This is a genomic window from Photorhabdus hainanensis, assembly GCF_018448965.1.
Classification (GTDB): domain Bacteria; phylum Pseudomonadota; class Gammaproteobacteria; order Enterobacterales; family Enterobacteriaceae; genus Photorhabdus; species Photorhabdus akhurstii.
This window is the reverse complement of sequence record NZ_RCWD01000038.1, coordinates 12,459-30,384: the sequence shown is the minus strand read 5'-3', so window position 1 is coordinate 30,384 and position 17,926 is coordinate 12,459. Positions and strand designations below refer to the sequence as shown.

Here is a 17,926-nt window from a genome sequence, read left to right as displayed (position 1 = left end):
AAACAGAAACCTAAGCAGCATTTAAGAAATCTTAAAGGAAGTCAGTATGCGAGTTCGTCGTCGACTTAGTCGGCTTGGCCGGCTTCGTAAAGTTAAGCGTGTGAGACAGCAGAGATTTCGTAGTCGGATTTTTTATAGAGATAATCGATTGGCGCTTAATATGAAAAAACCTTACATCGTGGTATTGACGGGGGCCGGTATTTCGGCCGAATCGGGTATTCGGACTTTCCGCTCTTCTGATGGGTTGTGGGAAGAGCATCGGGTGGAAGATGTTGCTACACCTGAGGGTTTTCAGAAAGATCCAGAATTGGTGCAGGCATTTTATAATGCTCGGCGTCATCAACTTCAGCAATCAGAAATAAAACCGAACGCAGCGCATTATGCTTTAGCCGCGCTGGAGCGTGAGCTTGGCGATAATTTTTTATTGATTACTCAGAATATCGATAATCTTCATGAACGGGCGGGTAGTTATCGCACGGTGCATATGCATGGTGAATTGCTCAAAATTCGTTGTTGCCAATCCGGGCAAGTGTTTGAGTGGACAGATAATTTGACGACAAATGAACGCTGTCATTGCTGTCAGTTCCCCTCGCCATTGCGTCCACATATTGTTTGGTTTGGTGAAATGCCTTTGGAGATGGAGCAGATCTATTCCGCACTGGCCCAGGCGGATATTTTTATCGCTATCGGCACCTCTGGTCATGTTTATCCTGCGGCTGGGTTTGTACATGAAGCTAAACTGGCAGGGGCGCACACGGTAGAGCTGAACTTAGAACCGAGTCAGGTGGAAAGTTTATTTGATGAAAAGCACTATGGACCAGCCAGTAAGATAGTAGATGAGTATGCCAGAAGGTTAATTGATAGTATTAAAGAATTTAAAGCTGATTTGACGCAATAATTATTGTGTTTCTCTTCCTCATAATAGGTAACAAAATCCCTGGGGGAAGAGAATAATGGACAGATTACTAGAGCGTTTTTTTAAATACATATCTTTTGATACTCAGTCAAAGCTGTCAGCGAAGACTATTCCCAGTAGTCATGGACAGCTCGAACTTGCTAACGCGCTGAAACAGGAGCTGATCGAATTAGGTTTTTCCAATGTGGCGCAGGATGCTCATGGTTGTGTTATGGCGACATTACCTGCCAATACCTCTTGGCCCGTACCTGCTATCGGTTTTATTGCTCATCTTGATACTTCACCTGATTTCTCTGGGAAAAATGTTAGTCCACAAATGCTGGAAAATTACCGAGGCGGCGAGATTGCTCTGGGAACGGGTAATGAGGTGTTATCGCCGGTTATGTTTCCTATCTTGCATAACATGTTAGGGAAAACATTAATTACCACCGATGGTAAAACGCTGCTTGGCGCCGATGATAAGGCGGGTATTGCGGAAATCATTACTGCAATGGTTCGTCTGAAAAATAGCAATATCTTACATGGTGATATTCGGATTGCGTTTACACCTGATGAGGAGATAGGTAAGGGAGCAAGCTATTTTGATATTAATTCATTTGATGCTGAATGGGCATACACCGTAGATGGTGGTGGTGTAGGTGAACTGGCATTTGAGAATTTCAATGCAGCAGTAGTGACCGTTAAGATTGTTGGCAATAATATCGACTCTGGTAATGCTAAAAATATCATGATCAATGCATTATCGCTGGCGATCCATATCCATCAGGCATTGCCATCGGAAGAAACACCGGAACATACCGATGGATATGAAGGCTTTTATCATTTGCAGCGTATTAAAGGCACGGTTGAGCGTGCTGAAATGCACTATATCATTCGTGATTTTGATCGGAATAACTTCGAAGAGCGTAAAAAGAAGATGATTAAAATTGCTGAAAAAGCCGGTGAGGGGTTGCATTCTGGTTGTTATATCGAACTGACTATCGATGACAATTATTACAATATGCATGATGAAGTTATCAAATATCCGCATGTTATTGAGATTGCTAAACAGGCAATGCTGGATTGTAATATTGAACCCGTGATTAAACCTATTCGTGGCGGTACTCATGGCGCGCAATTGTCATTTCGTGGTCTGCCCTGCCCGAATATATTTATGGGAGGGTATAATTATCATGGTAAACATGAATTTGTTTCGTTGGAAGGAATGGAACAGGCTGTCAGTGTTGTCATGCGTATTGCTGAATTAACCGCATTGTTGTCTAAAAAATCGGAAATCAGTTCGTCGTTGTGCGGCATTAACTAAGTCGATAATTTGCTGTGTTGTTTTTCGGTATATGAGATAAATTAATAGGTCTTGCCTTCCGCTTGTGAGTGATAACAACAGCATGATTCATTTGTGCTTTTCTTTAATATACAAATCCCAAAAATCGCCTTTGAATCAGAGGATCTGATTCAAAGGCAGTGAGTTAATCACTAACTCAGGTGTTAAACAGAATTAATTATCTTTGATAACTCTATTGAAATTAACCTGTTGAGGTAAGGTATCAATCATTAAAGTACCAGTAACCACTATTAATCAATGCAGTGAGCAACCTGATAAAACGAACATCATCTATCGCTTCACCAAGCATTTCGGCATTAATTTCATAATAGCGGCAAAGAACATCAGCCGCTTTAATATGAGGTGTATCTATTAATTCACCGTTAACAAAGCACTGATCACCAATCCTTATAACTCGTAGTCCATTAAGGCGGTGGAGATTTTCACCTTGTTTCATTAATTCATAAATTTCATCACTTTCATAAGGTGGTTCTGGTGGAGCAATATCAAGTTCATGCCGTGACTGAGAGATGAATTCACCAAACCATTGCTGGAAAGTGTCAGGTTGTGCCAATAACTCGTTCATCATGGCGTGTAGCGCAGAGAGTTCATGCGGCTGGACCAGTGCCGGATTTTCACGGAAAGTCAGATCAGGATCGTTATAACGATAGCTGCCTAAATCATTAGCCAGCACATAATCGGCGAAGCTACTGAAAAGCTCACGGGAATTGGGGGCGCGGAAACCAACTGAATAATTTAGTGACTCTTCGATGGCATAACCTTCATGCGGAAATCCAGGTGGGATGTAGAGAATATCGCCTGGCTCCATCTCTTCGTCAATAATGGCATTAAAGGGATCGACCTGTAGTAGATCGGGGTGAGGGCAGCGCTGTTCCATTGGTAGCTTTTCCCCAATGCGCCAGCGACGGCGACCCATTCCTTGAATGATAAACACATCGTATTGATCCAGATGCGGACCAACACCACCTCCGGGAACGGAGAAGGAGACCATCAGATCGTCTATCCGCCAGTCAGATAATACGCGGAATGGTTGCATTAATGCGGAGGAAGGATGATGCCAGTGATTAACCGCTTGTACCAGCAGTGACCACTCTTTTTCACCTAAATGATCGTAACTTTCAAATGGACCATGAGAGACATCCCAACGGCCATTTTTCTGGCTGACCAGGCGGCAGTCAACTTCATTTTCCATAGCCAGACCCGCGAGTTCATCGGGAGTAAGGGGATCAATGAATTGACGGAAGCCCTGTTTAATCAGTAAAGGCCGTTTTTGCCAATGATTATGCAAAAATGCCTGCCAGTCCAGGTTCAACTGATAGTCCATAGTGACATCCTGAGTGTGAAGTGAATTTCAGGGTATTATAACCAATAGTTAAATCCAGTATCAGACGGTACTGGCATATTTAACTAATCGTCATCATTAATTTGCTGGCATCGGAATATAACGCAAATTCTGGCGCCACCAAGCGGGCTGTCACTGATACTGATATCACCTTTATATTGTTCGATAATTTCAGAAGCAATTGACAGTCCTAGCCCTTGACCGGGCCTTAAAGTATCAACACGTTGGCCTCGCTGGAAAATCATTGCCCGTTTTTCAGGCGGCACCCCTGGACCATCGTCATCGACAATAATCATTACCGAATCGTGATCGATCGCCACAGAGATCTCAACAAATTTAAGGCAATATTTACAGGCGTTTTCCAACACATTCCCCATGACTTCCATAAAGTCGTTTTTCTCACCAAGCCAGGTGATCTCCGGCGAGACATCTAACGTGAGACTGACGCCTTTACGCTGGTAAACTTTTGTTAAAGCGCTGCACAGGCTATCCAGTAAAGCAGGAACAGAAGAAACTTTCCGCATAATGGCGCTGTGTTCACTGCGCATACTGGCTCGATGTAGATAATAGCCTATCTGCTGAGAAATACGGCCAATTTGCTCTAGCATGATAGGTTCTGCCTGTTGAATAGTCATTTGTTTGCTGTCGCGTAAAGAACGGAGAGTTGATTGTAAAACAGCCAGTGGCGTTTTCAAGCTGTGTGTTAGATCAGCGAGCGTTGTCCGGTATTTTGTATAGCGGTTGCGTTCATTATTGAGCAACACATTAAGATTACGCACTAGCCCCCGTAGCTCTGTCGGTGGATTCTCATCCAGTTTTTCCCGTTCACCTTTTTCTAACGAACTGATCTGATGAATAAGCGATTTAATTGGCCGTAAACTCCAGTGTGCTGCCAACCAGATTAATGGGATAACCAGAATAAGATTGGCAATCAATACATAACCGAACCACTCCCACACCAGAACCGCTTTTTGTAAATCCTGTGGAATGGTATCAATGACTACAATAGTTAATGCTGGCAAATGCGCTGTCGCGCTATATTTGTTGACGGAAACGGAGTGGGTTAGCTCGTTATCTTCATTTTCGTCAAGTGCGTCAAGTTTACCTAATTGCCCCTGCGTGTTAGCCGAGTTTTTTAGCAAGTCGCGGCTGCTTTTTAGGTCAGTATCCAGTTCATATAAACCGTCTTCTTTTAACCATTCACTGGGAATAGAGTTTTCGACCTTTGGGATATGGCGTTGACGCCAGAGGATGGCGCCTTTGTTGTTATAAATCAGAACCAATGATGGGTTATTCAGTGTGAAATTAGGGGGTACTGAAATATCCAGCTTATTATTATTCCACTGAGCAAGGCTGAAAAATAGGTTACTCTGACTGCGTAGCAGTGTATAAGCAGTTTTATCAAAACTAACCAGATAACCAACAATGGCGACAATACCGTAAGACATGGTAAGAGCGAGAATAACCGCCGCAGTTGCCATTAAAAACCGGGTACGGAGTGAGAAAGGCTGCTTTTTGTGCTTAAGCACTTTTTGACCTATGAAAGTTTTATACATCAAAGCGATAGCCTTGGCCACGGACAGTTACGATAGCTTCATAGGGCCAGATATCTAATATTTTCTTCCTTAGTCGGCCGATTAAAACATCGATGGAGTGGCCTTCGCGCAGTTCAGCATCGGGATATAATTGGCGCATTAATGACTCTTTAGTGACAACTTTGTCGCTATTACACATCAGTATTTCAATGATTCGGTATTCAAACGCCGTTAGTTTGACGTTCTCCCCGTAAACTGTTAATTCCTTGCGTGACAGATCAATTTTGAAAGGTGGGAATTCAATGATCTGGGAAACTAGCCCATTATTACGGCGTAGGAGCGCCTGCATACGGGCAATAATTTCTTCAAGATGAAAAGGCTTGGTAACATAGTCATCCGCTCCTGCATCAAGAACCGTGACTTTTTCTTGCCAGCTTTCGCGGGCGGTCAGAACAAGAATGGGGAGTTTTTCATCTTTTTGGCGCCAGCGACGGATCAAACTCAAGCCATCTTCTCCGGGCAAACCAAGATCAACAATGGCAATATCGGGTTCGCTCTCGACCAGATAGTAATCGGCTTCTTTGGCGTTTGCCGCGGCATCAACTAGATGACCGGTATCACGAAGCTGTACCGTTAAATGGTGACGCAGTAACATGTTGTCTTCAACGATCAATATCCGCATGGAATAATCCTTCTCAACTCCAGCAGGCAGTATTGTAATAATCAATTCATTCGGACTGTTATATAGACAAAACTGCCGGTAAAAAATTCAATGCAATGGTTCTGGCTGAACATGTTAGATACATGGATCTATAACAGCAAGACGTTAAGTCGAAATAGAGAATATAACTTTAAAGTGTGTTTGGGATTGGTTTATATAAGAATATACCCGTCATCTTTCAAGCTGCCTCTTTGTTGGCTGCACTCACTCACCCCGGTCACATAGTTTGCTATGCTCCCGGGGATTCGCTCCCTTGCCGTCGCGATGCATCTTGAAATCCATAGGGTATAGCAACAGACGGATGTTTCATCCGTCTGTTGAATATCAATTACTTCAATTCATCAACCAGTGTAATTGCACGGCCAATATAATTTGCTGGCGTCATGGCTTTCAAGCGAGTTTTCTCTTCTTCCGGTAAATCCAGTCCATCGATAAAGGTTTTCATCCCCTCGGCATTGACGCGTTTACCGCGGGTAAGTTCTTTGAGTTTTTCATAAGGCTTTTCGATACCATAGCGACGCATCACTGTTTGGATAGGTTCAGCAAGCACTTCCCAGTTTTGATCTAGCTCATCCAGCAGATGCCGCTCATTGACTTCCAACTTATTTAAGCCTTTCATCGTAGATTGATAAGCGATCAGAGCATATCCCAGGCCAACGCCAAGGTTACGTAATACGGTTGAATCAGTCAGATCACGTTGCCAGCGGGAAATTGGTAACTTGCTTGCCAGATGGCCAAATACCGCATTTGCCAGCCCCAGATTGCCTTCTGAGTTTTCAAAATCAATTGGATTGACTTTGTGTGGCATAGTGGAAGAACCGATTTCACCGGCAACCGTTTTCTGTTTGAAATGGTTAAGTGCGATGTAACCCCAAATGTCGCGGTCAAAATCGATCAGAATCGTGTTGAAGCGAGCGATGACATCGAACAGCTCAGCAATATAATCATGGGGTTCGATTTGAGTCGTGTATGGATTCCATTTGATGCCGAGTGAAGTCACAAAAGTTTCACTAAACTGATGCCAATCAACCTGTGGGTAAGCGGCTATATGGGCATTATAGTTACCTACGGCGCCATTAATTTTACCGAGTATTTCGACTTGTTCCAGTTGGCGATACTGGCGTTCCATCCGGTGAGCGACATTGGCAAACTCTTTACCAACGGTGGAAGGAGTGGCCGGTTGGCCGTGAGTGCGAGATAACAGTGGTAAATCTCGATATTCACTCGCCATTTTTTTGATGGTATCAATTATCTGACGCCATTGTGGTAAAAGTACTTCTTCACGGGCTGTTTGTAGCATCAGCGCATAAGCTAGATTGTTAATATCTTCAGAAGTACAGGCAAAGTGAATAAACTCAGAAACTTTGTGTAATGCAGGAACATGTGCAACTTTCTCTTTCAGAAAATATTCCACTGCTTTGACATCGTGGTTAGTGGTGCGTTCGATAATTTTAATGCGCATTGCATCCTGTTCATTGAAGTTTGTGATGATTTCATTCAGGTAAGCGTTTGCGTCTGTATCAAAAGCGGGTACTTCTTTAATTTCAGCACATTCTGCCAGTTTTTGCAGCCAACGTACTTCAACCTGCGCTCGGAATTTCAGTAAGCCAAACTCACTGAAAATGGTACGTAATGCGCTGACTTTATCGCCGTAACGGCCATCGATCGGAGAAACAGCAGTCAGTGAGGACAATTCCATTGGTAGCAACTCCCGGATTTTATTTAACAATGAGAAAGAATATCTTTCGCCTGTTGGATCAGGCGTTGACGAGAAAACATTAATTGCAGGCGACCGCCGCCAACTTGTTGCCATAAGACCGCGCAACGGACGCCAGCCAGTAGAATAGCCCGGACTTTCGCTTGTACAAGTGGATTGCGCAGAACATCCGGGGAACCTGTCACTTGGATACGTGGGCCTATTGGGCTGATAACATCGACATAAATACCGGCCAACGCGTTGAACATCCCTTCAGACATGGGTTCAAAATGTGCCTGCTGGCGCTCTAACAAATTGATACGATTACCCAGCGCATCGAAAGCTGCCTGATTTTTATTTAGTCGGCGCTCCAATGCGATTAGACTCAAGATATAGCGGGTGAGATCGGCGGAAATACCATTGTTGTTAGAGTTATTAAACATCCCTAGCAATGCGTTTAGCCCGGTGCGCAGATTGCGTTCATGATTGCCGAACACATCTAAAACAGATGTCGGGTTAGTGTTCAGGATGCTATTGACCATAGTGGCGACAGCATCGGCGTCACACTGGTTTTCATGAGCAAGTTGCTGTACCAGACGACCTGACTGGCAAATTCCCGCCAATGCCAGTGTGATATTGTAATAATTCTTTGCCACGATTACTCCTGCAAACGTTGTTCAATCACGCCGCCGCCAAGACAAACTTCACCCTGATAAAAAACGGCTGATTGGCCGGGGGTGACTGCGGCGACAGGGTTAGCAAAACGGACTTCAATTTTATCTTCGTTTATGGGGGTGACAGTGCAAGGAATATCTTGCTGACGGTAACGTGTTTTGACGACGCAATGGATTTTTTCAGTTAATGTCTCTCTGTCAACCCAATGAAGTTGTTGAGCGATAAGGCCGGTAGACATTAAACGAGGGTGTTCATGCCCCTGCGCCACGATCAGAATATTGTTCTGAACATCTTTATCTATGACATACCACGGCTCTTCGCTGCCTTCTTTCGTTCCACCGATGCCTAAACCTTTACGTTGGCCCAATGTATGGTACATCAGCCCCTGATGTTCACCGACGGTTTCTCCATCTACAGTCATAATGGGGCCAGGTTTGGCAGGTAAATAACGGCCAAGGAAATCACGGAATTTACGCTCGCCAATAAAACAGATACCGGTGGAATCTTTTTTCTTTGCCGTCGCCAGACCGATTTTTTCGGCGATACGACGAACCTCCGGTTTTTCCAGTTCACCGACAGGAAATAGGCTTTGAGCAATTTGCTGGTGGCTCAGAGTGTATAAGAAGTAGCTTTGGTCTTTATTGTTATCCAGCCCACGCAATAATTGGCTTTTACCGTTAATATCCTGGCGACGGACATAATGACCTGTTGCGATGTAATCCGCGCCTAAATCCTCAGCAGCGAATTCCAGAAATGCTTTAAACTTAATTTCTTTGTTACATAGAATATCTGGGTTAGGTGTTCTGCCCGCTCGATATTCAGAAAGAAAATGTTCGAAAACATTGTCCCAATACTCGGCAGCAAAATTGACGGTATGAAGTTCGATGCCCAACTTATCGCAAACGGATTGGGCGTCAGCCAGATCAGCCGCGGCTGAACAGTACTCTTCACCATCGTCCTCTTCCCAATTCTTCATGAACAAGCCAGCCACTTGATAACCTTGTTGTTGTAGCAAATAAGCGGAAACGGAGGAATCTACACCGCCGGACATGCCGACAATGACTTTTTTTTGGCTGTTATCTGACATGGGAATCTCACTGGAGAAAAAAACAAGCGTCGTACTTTAACACGTCGCAGACAGGGGCGCATCAAACGTATTACTGTTTTGTTATTAAATAAACGGAGAAACATAACTATTCAATAGGGTGAGAGGATATTTTTCATTTTGCAGGTAACAGCGGATACTTTCTGCGACGAGAGGAGAACGAAGACAATGGCTATTGAATATTTGTTCGGCTGTAACCCAATGGCAACAGTCAATATCACGGTCCTGTGGATTGGCTACGGTTTGTTGTTCCATTTCAACCAGAAACAGAAAACGGATAAAGGGTGTGCCGTCTGGCGCAACCCACTGATGAACTTTCAGTAGCGCTTGTGGTTTAGCCTGAATACCGGCCTCTTCCCATAATTCGCGTTCAGCCGCTTGTAACAATGTTTCATTAGCCTCAAGATGACCAGCGGGTTGATTCCATAATGCTTTGCCATTAATTGTCTCTTCAACGACCAGGAATTTATTTTGGGCATGGACAACACAGGCAACTGTGACGTGGGGACTAAACAAAATTGATCTCCTTCCATTCACCAGGTTTCATCTTGCCTAATTGCAAGTTTCCCATACTAAAACGAATCAGCCGAAGTGTGGGAAAACCGATATGTGCTGTCATTCTGCGCACTTGACGATTTCGGCCTTCATGAAGTGTTATTTTTAACCAGCTTACCGGGATATTTTTACGTTCACGAATCGGTGGCTGGCGACGCCAAAGCCATGTTGGTTCATGAACTAACTCGGCGCTTGTGGGTAGGGTAGGCCCATCTTTTAATATGACGCCATTGCGTAACTTATCGAGAGCAGCTTCATCTGGAATGCCTTCAACTTGTACATAATAAACTTTGGCCGTTTTTTTATTCGGTTGGGTTAGCTGCGCTTGAAGTTTGCCGTCATTGGTCAGAATTAATAATCCTTCGCTGTCGCGATCTAAACGCCCGGCGGCATACACATTAGGCAACGAGATAAAGTCTTTTAGTGTTGTTCTGCCCATTTCATCGGTGAATTGGGGTAAAACATCGTAAGGTTTGTTAAATATCAACACTCGACGAGGTTCTGTTGGTTTTTTGACAGAATGTGATATTTTTCTTTGGCTGAATCGGTTAAGTCTGTGTTTTTTAATGGAGAAATTTGTCATTATAGATCACTGCATAAAATGGAAGGGGTATTATACATTAGTCTGCTATCAATTGGCGTTCGCAGAATATTCAAGTAGTATTGACACGTCCCTTACAAAAAATTAACAAGGTATTACGCTTACTTGAAGGAGAGGTTAATGGAAAGCAAAGTAGTTATTCCGGCGGAAGGTAAAAAAATAACAGTCGACGCTAAAGGTAAACTGGTTGTTCCGAATAACCCGGTCATCCCTTATATCGAAGGGGATGGAATTGGTGTCGATGTTACCCCTGCAATGTTGAAAGTGGTCGATGCAGCGGTTCAGAAAGCCTATCAGGGTGAGCGTAAAATTTCCTGGATGGAAATCTACACCGGTGAAAAATCTACTCATGTATACGGTAAAGATGTTTGGTTGCCGGATGAAACGTTGGATCTGATCCGTGAATATCGCGTAGCTATTAAAGGTCCTCTGACGACGCCGGTTGGCGGCGGCATTCGTTCTCTGAACGTAGCATTGCGTCAGCAATTAGATCTGTATGTTTGTCTCCGTCCTGTTCGTTACTACCAGGGAACGCCAAGCCCGGTTAAACAACCTGAATTGACTGACATGGTTATTTTCCGTGAAAACGCGGAAGATATTTATGCCGGTATTGAATGGAAAGCAGGGTCTGCCGAGGCGGATAAAGTGATCAAATTCCTGCAAGAGGAGATGGGCGTAAATAAAATCCGTTTCCCACAACAATGTGGCATCGGTGTGAAACCCTGTTCTGAAGAGGGCACTAAACGCTTAGTCCGTGCTGCCATTGAATACGCAATTGATAATGACCGTGAATCTGTCACTCTGGTTCACAAAGGCAACATTATGAAGTTTACCGAAGGTGCTTTCAAAGACTGGGGTTATCAGCTTGCTCGTGAAGAGTTCGGCGGTGAACTGTTGGATGGCGGCCCTTGGGTGAAAATTAAGAATCCGAAAAACGGCAAAGAGATCATTGTCAAAGATGTCATCGCGGATGCGTTTTTACAGCAGATTCTGTTGCGCCCTGCTGAATATGATGTTATCGCCTGTATGAACCTGAATGGTGACTACATCTCTGATGCGTTGGCTGCTCAGGTTGGTGGTATTGGCATTGCTCCGGGAGCAAACATCGGTGATGAATGTGCCTTGTTTGAAGCGACTCATGGTACAGCGCCTAAATATGCCGGTCAGGATAAGGTGAATCCAGGTTCTGTGATTCTTTCCGCTGAGATGATGTTGCGCCATATGGGTTGGACAGAAGCCGCAGATTTGATCGTTAAAGGTATGGAAGGCGCGATTGCCGCGAAGACCGTGACTTATGATTTCGAACGTCTGATGGAAGGCGCTAAGCTGCTGAAATGTAGCGAATTTGGTGACGCGATTATTCAGCATATGTAATCCGTCATCATTGTGAAAACTTCACGGTAGCTAATGCTTCCGTGGGGTTTTCTGAATTTACAGGGATTTTTGCTGTAAAATTCTCAAAAATAGTGGAAATAAACGTGTTTTTTTGCGTTATATTCTTCAATTTTATTTTTTTCAGATAGTTATCTGTCGTTTTTACCTTTTTATGCCCTATAGCCTTAATTGGAAAATCTCAATCACTTAAAAGGTATATATTGTTGTTTCATTAGGCATGAAATTTTGCAAGTCACATATGACAGAGTGTATACTGAGGTTAATATTCGTTCTGTCTGATTAGGGAGAGGGGGGTAAAAGATGAGTGGCTCAGATGATAAAAAAATAGAGTTTAGTACGAGCGATGTGTTAAATGCTCTCTTACATCGCGGTCAGAATATGCAACATCTTGCAACTCAGGAAAGCGTGGATAATCTGCGCCGTGAGACTGAGGCTAACTTTGCGTCACTTGATAAGCGTTTCGAATCTATTGATAAACGCTTTGAATCTGTTGATAAGAGATTCGAATTAATAGATAGACGCCTCGAAGTTATGGATAAGCGTTTTGAATCCATAGATAAACGTTTTGATAAACTTGAAGGTAAATTTGATCGACTTCAATGGTTTATTGTTGCTGCGGCGTTGGCGTTGCTATTCAAAGAATATATTTTTAAAGCGGCAGCTGTTATCCAGTAACTTGCAACCTTATTGCAAGTTACTGCTAACTTATTCTTTCATCTATTATTTTTTCTCTGTTTCATTGCTTTTTGGCTACAGTATCTTCCAGTTCATCGAAAATTGAAGGGTATTGATAACAAGGTTGTTGGCCGTAAGATATCGCTGTCTATATTGGTAAGTCCTCGTTACACCTATTTACCGTGGTTTATTGCTTTATAAGCGCCTATAAGTGGAATCTGGTGTAACAATATTTCTTGAGTCATATTCAAACCGGCCCATTGCTTGTGAATAAGCTTTCAGCTCCTCGAACCGTTGGCTGAGAAATGCGTTACGTTCCTCTTCATGAATCGAATCGGCATTGCAATCTGTAAAACAATTGGGTGTTTCATAGAGTCTGACGTGGTGAATTTTGAGGCTATCCCATTCACTAAAAAGAACTTCCATAGTGAGGAATATCTCTTTTGCAATATTTTCAACGGTTGGATTGCAGTACTCGCCACTACGATTTAAGCTCATGAGTCTAAATTTACTGCGCGTAGCATGGACAGCGGATATAAAATCTGCATCCTTGGGATTAAGAATCGAGGCGTGATCCAGATACTCATCAATCCATGCTGCGCCGATACGCTTTATCTCTTTAAAATCTATCGCGTATCCAATTGGCTGCATCTGTTCAAATGAGAAAGTGAGTTCATACAGATAAGTGTGTCCGTGGATATTGAAGCATTTCACCCTCTCGTTCATGACTCGATGAGCGGAGTCAAAAGAACCTTTACGTGTAATGTATTGAATTGTCATGCGGTACCTCTAATCAACTCATAGAAGTCTTGCTTGGCAGGTGAATTAGTATCGGCGAATACACCTGAGAACATTTGTGTCTTCATCCGACTTTTCTGGTGGCGTACACCTCTGCAACTTACACAGTTGTGTGATGCATCTATCAATACTGCGACACCCTGATTTCTTTCACATACTTGGTTTACTGCATTATGGATTATTGCTGTTAATCGTTCTTGTATAAGTCCACGTCTGCCAAAATGTTCGACGATTCGATTTAACTTTGACAGGCCAAGAACGCGGCCATGTTGACTTGGTATGTAGGCAACGTGAACATAGCCTCTGATTGCTTGATGATGGTGAGAGCACATGGAGTCGAGAGCGATCCAGCCGTCGAATACAATGCCATCGTAGTTATCTGCCGGAAATGTAGTGATAGGTCCCATTGGTTTGTATCGACCTTTCCATAGGTCAAGTACATAAGCTTTCGCAACACGTCTCGGCGTGTCTTTCGAATTAGGATCATTTTGCCAGTCTACGCCAAGGGCGGTCAGGAATTCTCCGAATGATATAGCAGCTTTATCTATGATAAGGTTAAGTTCTGTTTTGGTCAGAGTCTCATTGGGTCCGTGTAATGCGCGTTTTTTTGCTAATTGCATGGATATTCCATCTGCAAATCCATGTGTAGAAATTTCTAAATCTCTTGGTTCCACAGTAGGTACCTCGTTATTGTCACTAAATGGTTCATTATGATCCGTTTAGAAAAATGCGCATTTTTGTTTAACGGACCATCAGTATTTAGTCCCTTACTATCTAAATGCTAGATAAAATAGTGGTGGGTATCATGTCTTTTGCAGTCACTCTTAAGACCTTTTAAGTCTTAATTGGGGGAACTGATACTGGGATTCGTGTTTTCCCGCTCACTTAGTCACGTTGTGAAATTGTGCATTAAGTTAGATATGTTATATACCCGTCATCTTTCAAGTTTCCTTTTTGTTGGCTGCACTCGCTCACCCTGGTCACACAGTTCGCTATGCTCCCGGGGATTCACTCCCTTGCCGTCGCGATGCATCTTGAAATCTATAGGATGTGCCGTTATTTCTGCTTATTTTAATTTCTTGATATGAATATTTAATACCTATCTTTCCAGAGAAAATAATGAGTCTTATTTATTGTTATTGTAAATGTATTGACGTACAGTTTGGGACTCATTCATTAAGTAAATTAATTAATTATATGAATGGCATCCAGATAGAGAGCGGTTTCACAACTATCAGATACTGTTTTTTACCAAGGTTAGACAAATCTTGCCCGGTGATCGGTTATAACATATTTACTAAAGGAGGTTTTATGTAATTCGGAATTGATAATATAGGCCCTGATCTAACCTACGGGACAACACCAACTTAAAACTGAACGCTTTTAGATGATCTGAAAGGACAAATAAAGATGTGTTCAGAAAGAATAGGCATAAGTCTGTTTAGAGAAAGATGGAGGTTGCATATATATGAAATTGCGACATTTACGGTGTTTTGTGGCGGTAGCAGAAGAATTACATTTCGCGAGAGCTGCGCAGCGCCTGCATATAGAACAATCACCGCTATCAAGGATAATTAAAAATTTGGAAGCTGATCTTGGTACGATGTTATTCGTGCGTACCACAAGGAATATCCGGCTCACACGTGCGGGGGAAATTTTACTGGAGCAGGCTCCTCGCATCTTTTCCGTACTTGGTCAGGTTCGTGATAGTGTGAAAGCAGTTTCGGCTGGATTCCATAGTCAGCTCCGTATTGCGTTATCTGATGGCGCTACACCGCCTAAATTAGCTGAATTGTTAGCAAAATGCCGTGAGGACGAGCCAGGGATGGACATTCGCTTACACGAGATACCTCTAGCTCAACATATGAATGGATTACGTGACAACCTTTTTGATGTGGGATTTGCTCAATCTATGACAGCAGGCGATGGCATCATTGCCATGCCGGCTTGGTATGATTCGTTGGTGGCGGCTATTCCTATCAGGCATCCGCTTTTAGCGTATAAAGAAGTGCCGTTAGATGAACTTTTACGCTATCCACTGATCATCTGTGGTCAGGAGGCGTATGAGGGATATTTGGAGCCGGTGCTGTCTATATTACAAAATGCAAAGTTAGCGCCATCTATATCTGAAAAGGTTGCCAGTTTTGACCTTTTGCTAACTTTAGTGGCCGCTGGATATGGGATTGGGGTGGCGGGGGAGTCACAGATCAACCTGGCTCGGCATGGCGACGTCGCCATAAGACCATTCGCTGGTGATATTCCTAAACTGGTGACGTATATGCTTAGGCTTGATGCCCCGTTAACAGAAGAACTTGCCCGGTTTGAAGAAAGAGTTGGAAATTTGTACACCAGTGTTTGTTGATCTTATTAGGGGAAAGAGCCTTTTGGAGTTCTGCTAGTGCTGATTAAAGTGCAATTCGCAATCGTCTAAATATCTAAATTGATAGAGAATTGCGAATTTCTGGCAAATATTTGACCATTTTTTTCCAATGTCTGATGAAAGTTTTCATATCAATCGGAGTCGAGGGCTTAAGATACCTATCTTGAGAAAGAATGGAATGATCAGCTTGGTTTGATGAGTGACAAGTAGATGTAAGAAGTTAAAACTGGATAGTTAATTTAATAGCATGTAAAAATCTTTCTTGCGTGTGTATTTAGGTAAAACCGCTAACGGGAGTTTGTTCTCCCGCTGGTTTTATAACTGTAAATAGAGTACTTACTGTATAATATTTAAAGTGTTATTATTTAGTTATTGTTTTTCCTTATTAAGAACTTTTTCATATTCCTCCCAAACGACAGACAATGGTGAACTTAAACAACAAATGGATATTGAACCCCCTGATGGAGGGTGGTATTCATATTTAGATCTCCCACGATAGACTCTTATAGGTAAATTGTTATCAGTAGGATTCTTCCTTTTTTTTCTTAACATCATTCATAACCTCAACGTATATTGTTTAAATTATGCATTTAGAATAAAAGTGAGATATTTATACAATATTAACTTCATAAACATATTTTTTTTGTAAAAGATAACAAATGAAAATATTAGCAGTAGATAATAAAAGATCCAGTTTTATGTTGCATATAAGAGAAGTTTTTTCACATTTTTTATAAAATAGTTTCAAAATGAAATAATATTTTACGGAAATTAAAACACAATGTTTGATAAATGTAAAACAAAAATTGATTTTAGCTATTGTATAGTTGGGTTAAGTCTGTTGTTTTTATAGCCGAATGAAGTGGTGATTAACATATCACTGTCCGTTTGGGAGAATTTTGATGCTTATATATCCGTTATTTTTCAAGCTGTCTCTCTGTTGGCGGCACTCACTCACCCCGGCCACATAGTTATCTATGCTCTCGGGGATTCGCTCTTTTGCCGTCGCGATGCATCTTGAAATCCATAGGGTATAGGTATTCATGAGTTGTTGTAACAAAATGGTGGGTGGAATTTGAGTCAAACTATCTCTAACTGGCTATCACGATGGATTGCCAACGTTGAGTCTTGGTATTTTTGAGATACCTCTACTCGTGGCATCCAGTCTTAGGGAAATTCAACGTGGTGATATCATTGTAATAACTTTATTTTGCAGTGTACCCGATTTTATTTAAATTCTATTGCTCATGCGGTAAATTTTCTACAAGCTTTATTAAATGTTCAATCTATCTGGCAGTCGATCAAATTTGTCCTGATGAAGCTGGAAAACTTGCCGAATAAATATTATTTGCTTCCAAAAGGCAATCAGAGTACTCCTTGATTTTTTATAAAAAAGGATTTTATTATGCCGATTTTATGGTCATTTTATTTTAATCCTCTTGCGGAAATATTGGACAATCATCTTGTGGAAAATAGAGTAATAGGAGGCATTAGATATATATTTAAAGATATTTTGAGAATAAAAAAATAAGCAGAAATGTGTTCGTTATAATCAGATGAAGAAGTGGGAGAAATTCGTTAAAAACTTTTTAAGTTTAATGATACTTAACACAAATAGCTAAGAGAAAAATATCATTTTTTCTTGTGATTGAGGATGCCTACAGATAAATATCAGATATAGGTTAAGGTTTTTATTAGTTTTTTGCATGTTATGTTATTTATTGGGATGATATTTCCTACATTGAGTGTATGTGTTGGTATTTCATTGTGATCTGATAAGGGATTTTTTTATCTTTTTGATTTTTAATGTTTTATGTGATGGATGTCACTATGCGAAATTTTCTAAATTAATGATGATTTTTTTGTTAAAGCTGATAATCTGCTCACAAAATTAATCACAATATCTTATTTTTGAATTTTTTTTCTTGATATTAATTGGTTGTTGATTTAATTAACAAATGGCTCGTTGGTAGAACTTCTTTTACTTGTATGAGGGCTTATAGTCGTGAGCTTCATAATAGTAATGGGTTTCATATATGTAGCTTATTGTGAATCACAGGTAGGAGGCATCGCCAAAAGTGTATGAAATGACTGACGGGCAATAGTTGATTGAATGCCATATCTATTAACTATCAGTCAAAAACAGTACACCAAACATTCATTTAATCTGATGGATAATGTAAAAAGGTC

General features: G+C 41.8%; 15 protein-coding genes. 5 read left to right on the top strand and 10 right to left on the bottom strand.

The annotated features are described in order from the left end of the window. Positions 1-46 precede the first annotated feature (46 nt). Both cobB and pepT read left to right on the top strand, forming a co-directional pair. Positions 47-898, top strand: coding sequence for a Sir2 family NAD+-dependent deacetylase (gene cobB, locus EAE92_RS19070; RefSeq protein ID WP_214069219.1), 852 nt, complete (start codon positions 47-49; stop codon positions 896-898). 55 nt (positions 899-953) lie between these two features. After that, positions 954-2,219 carry a peptidase T gene (pepT, locus tag EAE92_RS19065; RefSeq protein WP_214069218.1) on the top strand — a complete coding sequence of 422 codons (1,266 nt, stop codon included), beginning with the start codon at positions 954-956 and terminating at the stop codon, positions 2,217-2,219. 241 nt (positions 2,220-2,460) lie between these two features. Here pepT and EAE92_RS19060 read toward each other — a convergent pair whose 3' ends face one another. The 8 genes from EAE92_RS19060 to rluE form a co-directional block, all read right to left on the bottom strand. Further along, positions 2,461-3,582: a ribosomal protein uL16 3-hydroxylase gene (locus tag EAE92_RS19060; protein ID WP_214069217.1), complete on the bottom strand. Its 1,122-nt coding sequence runs from the start codon at positions 3,580-3,582 to the stop codon at positions 2,461-2,463. Positions 3,583-3,665: 83 nt separating this feature from the next. Beyond that, positions 3,666-5,129: a two-component system sensor histidine kinase PhoQ gene (gene phoQ, locus EAE92_RS19055; protein ID WP_214069216.1), complete on the bottom strand. Its 1,464-nt coding sequence runs from the start codon at positions 5,127-5,129 to the stop codon at positions 3,666-3,668. Positions 5,130-5,148: 19 nt separating this feature from the next. Further along, positions 5,149-5,817, bottom strand: a complete 669-nt coding sequence (gene phoP / locus EAE92_RS19050; RefSeq protein WP_105399400.1) for a two-component system response regulator PhoP — start codon at positions 5,815-5,817, stop codon at positions 5,149-5,151. Positions 5,818-6,184: 367 nt separating this feature from the next. After that, positions 6,185-7,555, bottom strand: coding sequence for an adenylosuccinate lyase (gene purB, locus EAE92_RS19045; RefSeq protein ID WP_214069215.1), 1,371 nt, complete (start codon positions 7,553-7,555; stop codon positions 6,185-6,187). Between the two features lie 23 nt (positions 7,556-7,578). After that, on the bottom strand, positions 7,579-8,208 hold the full coding sequence (gene hflD / locus EAE92_RS19040; protein ID WP_214069214.1) for a high frequency lysogenization protein HflD: 630 nt from the start codon (positions 8,206-8,208) through the stop codon (positions 7,579-7,581). Between the two features lie 2 nt (positions 8,209-8,210). Beyond that, on the bottom strand, positions 8,211-9,314 hold the full coding sequence (mnmA, locus tag EAE92_RS19035; RefSeq protein WP_214069213.1) for a tRNA 2-thiouridine(34) synthase MnmA: 1,104 nt from the start codon (positions 9,312-9,314) through the stop codon (positions 8,211-8,213). An 84-nt stretch (positions 9,315-9,398) separates the two neighbouring features. Continuing rightward, positions 9,399-9,848, bottom strand: coding sequence for an NUDIX hydrolase (locus EAE92_RS19030; RefSeq protein WP_214069212.1), 450 nt, complete (start codon positions 9,846-9,848; stop codon positions 9,399-9,401). Next, a complete protein-coding gene (gene rluE / locus EAE92_RS19025; protein WP_214069211.1) occupies positions 9,841-10,470 on the bottom strand; it encodes a 23S rRNA pseudouridine(2457) synthase RluE in 630 nt (209 codons plus the stop codon). Before rluE ends, EAE92_RS19030 begins: the two co-directional genes overlap by 8 nt. A gap of 138 nt (positions 10,471-10,608) precedes the next feature. Here rluE and icd point away from each other — a divergent pair, with 138 nt between their 5' ends. After that, positions 10,609-11,862: an NADP-dependent isocitrate dehydrogenase gene (icd, locus tag EAE92_RS19020; protein ID WP_046395879.1), complete on the top strand. Its 1,254-nt coding sequence runs from the start codon at positions 10,609-10,611 to the stop codon at positions 11,860-11,862. Positions 11,863-12,183: 321 nt separating this feature from the next. Next, the gene (locus tag EAE92_RS19015; protein WP_036805038.1) at positions 12,184-12,558 is read left to right on the top strand and encodes a hypothetical protein; all 375 of its coding nucleotides are present in this window, start codon (positions 12,184-12,186) and stop codon (positions 12,556-12,558) included. A 195-nt stretch (positions 12,559-12,753) separates the two neighbouring features. Here EAE92_RS19015 and EAE92_RS19010 read toward each other — a convergent pair whose 3' ends face one another. Both EAE92_RS19010 and folE read right to left on the bottom strand, forming a co-directional pair. Further along, the gene (locus tag EAE92_RS19010; protein ID WP_105399407.1) at positions 12,754-13,338 is read right to left on the bottom strand and encodes a 6-carboxytetrahydropterin synthase; all 585 of its coding nucleotides are present in this window, start codon (positions 13,336-13,338) and stop codon (positions 12,754-12,756) included. Then, positions 13,335-14,030, bottom strand: coding sequence for a GTP cyclohydrolase I (gene folE, locus EAE92_RS19005; protein ID WP_214069210.1), 696 nt, complete (start codon positions 14,028-14,030; stop codon positions 13,335-13,337). The genes EAE92_RS19010 and folE overlap by 4 nt, the downstream gene beginning before the upstream one ends. Positions 14,031-14,824: 794 nt before the next feature. Between folE and EAE92_RS19000 the strand changes: the two genes are divergently transcribed. Continuing rightward, a complete protein-coding gene (locus tag EAE92_RS19000; protein ID WP_214069209.1) occupies positions 14,825-15,718 on the top strand; it encodes a LysR family transcriptional regulator in 894 nt (297 codons plus the stop codon). Positions 15,719-17,926 lie beyond the last annotated feature (2,208 nt).

Bases quoted from the DNA above. Each gene is read 5' to 3' on its own strand.
- EAE92_RS19060 (WP_214069217.1), bottom strand. From the start codon at position 3,582: ATGGACTATCAGTTGAACCTGGACTGGCAGGCATTTTTGCATAATCAT.
- purB (WP_214069215.1), bottom strand. From the start codon at position 7,555: ATGGAATTGTCCTCACTGACTGCTGTTTCTCCGATCGATGGCCGTTAC.
- icd (WP_046395879.1), top strand. From the start codon at position 10,609: ATGGAAAGCAAAGTAGTTATTCCGGCGGAAGGTAAAAAAATAACAGTC.
- rluE (WP_214069211.1), bottom strand. From the start codon at position 10,470: ATGACAAATTTCTCCATTAAAAAACACAGACTTAACCGATTCAGCCAA.
- EAE92_RS19015 (WP_036805038.1), top strand. From the start codon at position 12,184: ATGAGTGGCTCAGATGATAAAAAAATAGAGTTTAGTACGAGCGATGTG.
- EAE92_RS19010 (WP_105399407.1), bottom strand. From the start codon at position 13,338: ATGACAATTCAATACATTACACGTAAAGGTTCTTTTGACTCCGCTCAT.
- mnmA (WP_214069213.1), bottom strand. From the start codon at position 9,314: ATGTCAGATAACAGCCAAAAAAAAGTCATTGTCGGCATGTCCGGCGGT.
- cobB (WP_214069219.1), top strand. From the start codon at position 47: ATGCGAGTTCGTCGTCGACTTAGTCGGCTTGGCCGGCTTCGTAAAGTT.
- pepT (WP_214069218.1), top strand. From the start codon at position 954: ATGGACAGATTACTAGAGCGTTTTTTTAAATACATATCTTTTGATACT.
- EAE92_RS19000 (WP_214069209.1), top strand. From the start codon at position 14,825: ATGAAATTGCGACATTTACGGTGTTTTGTGGCGGTAGCAGAAGAATTA.
- phoP (WP_105399400.1), bottom strand. From the start codon at position 5,817: ATGCGGATATTGATCGTTGAAGACAACATGTTACTGCGTCACCATTTA.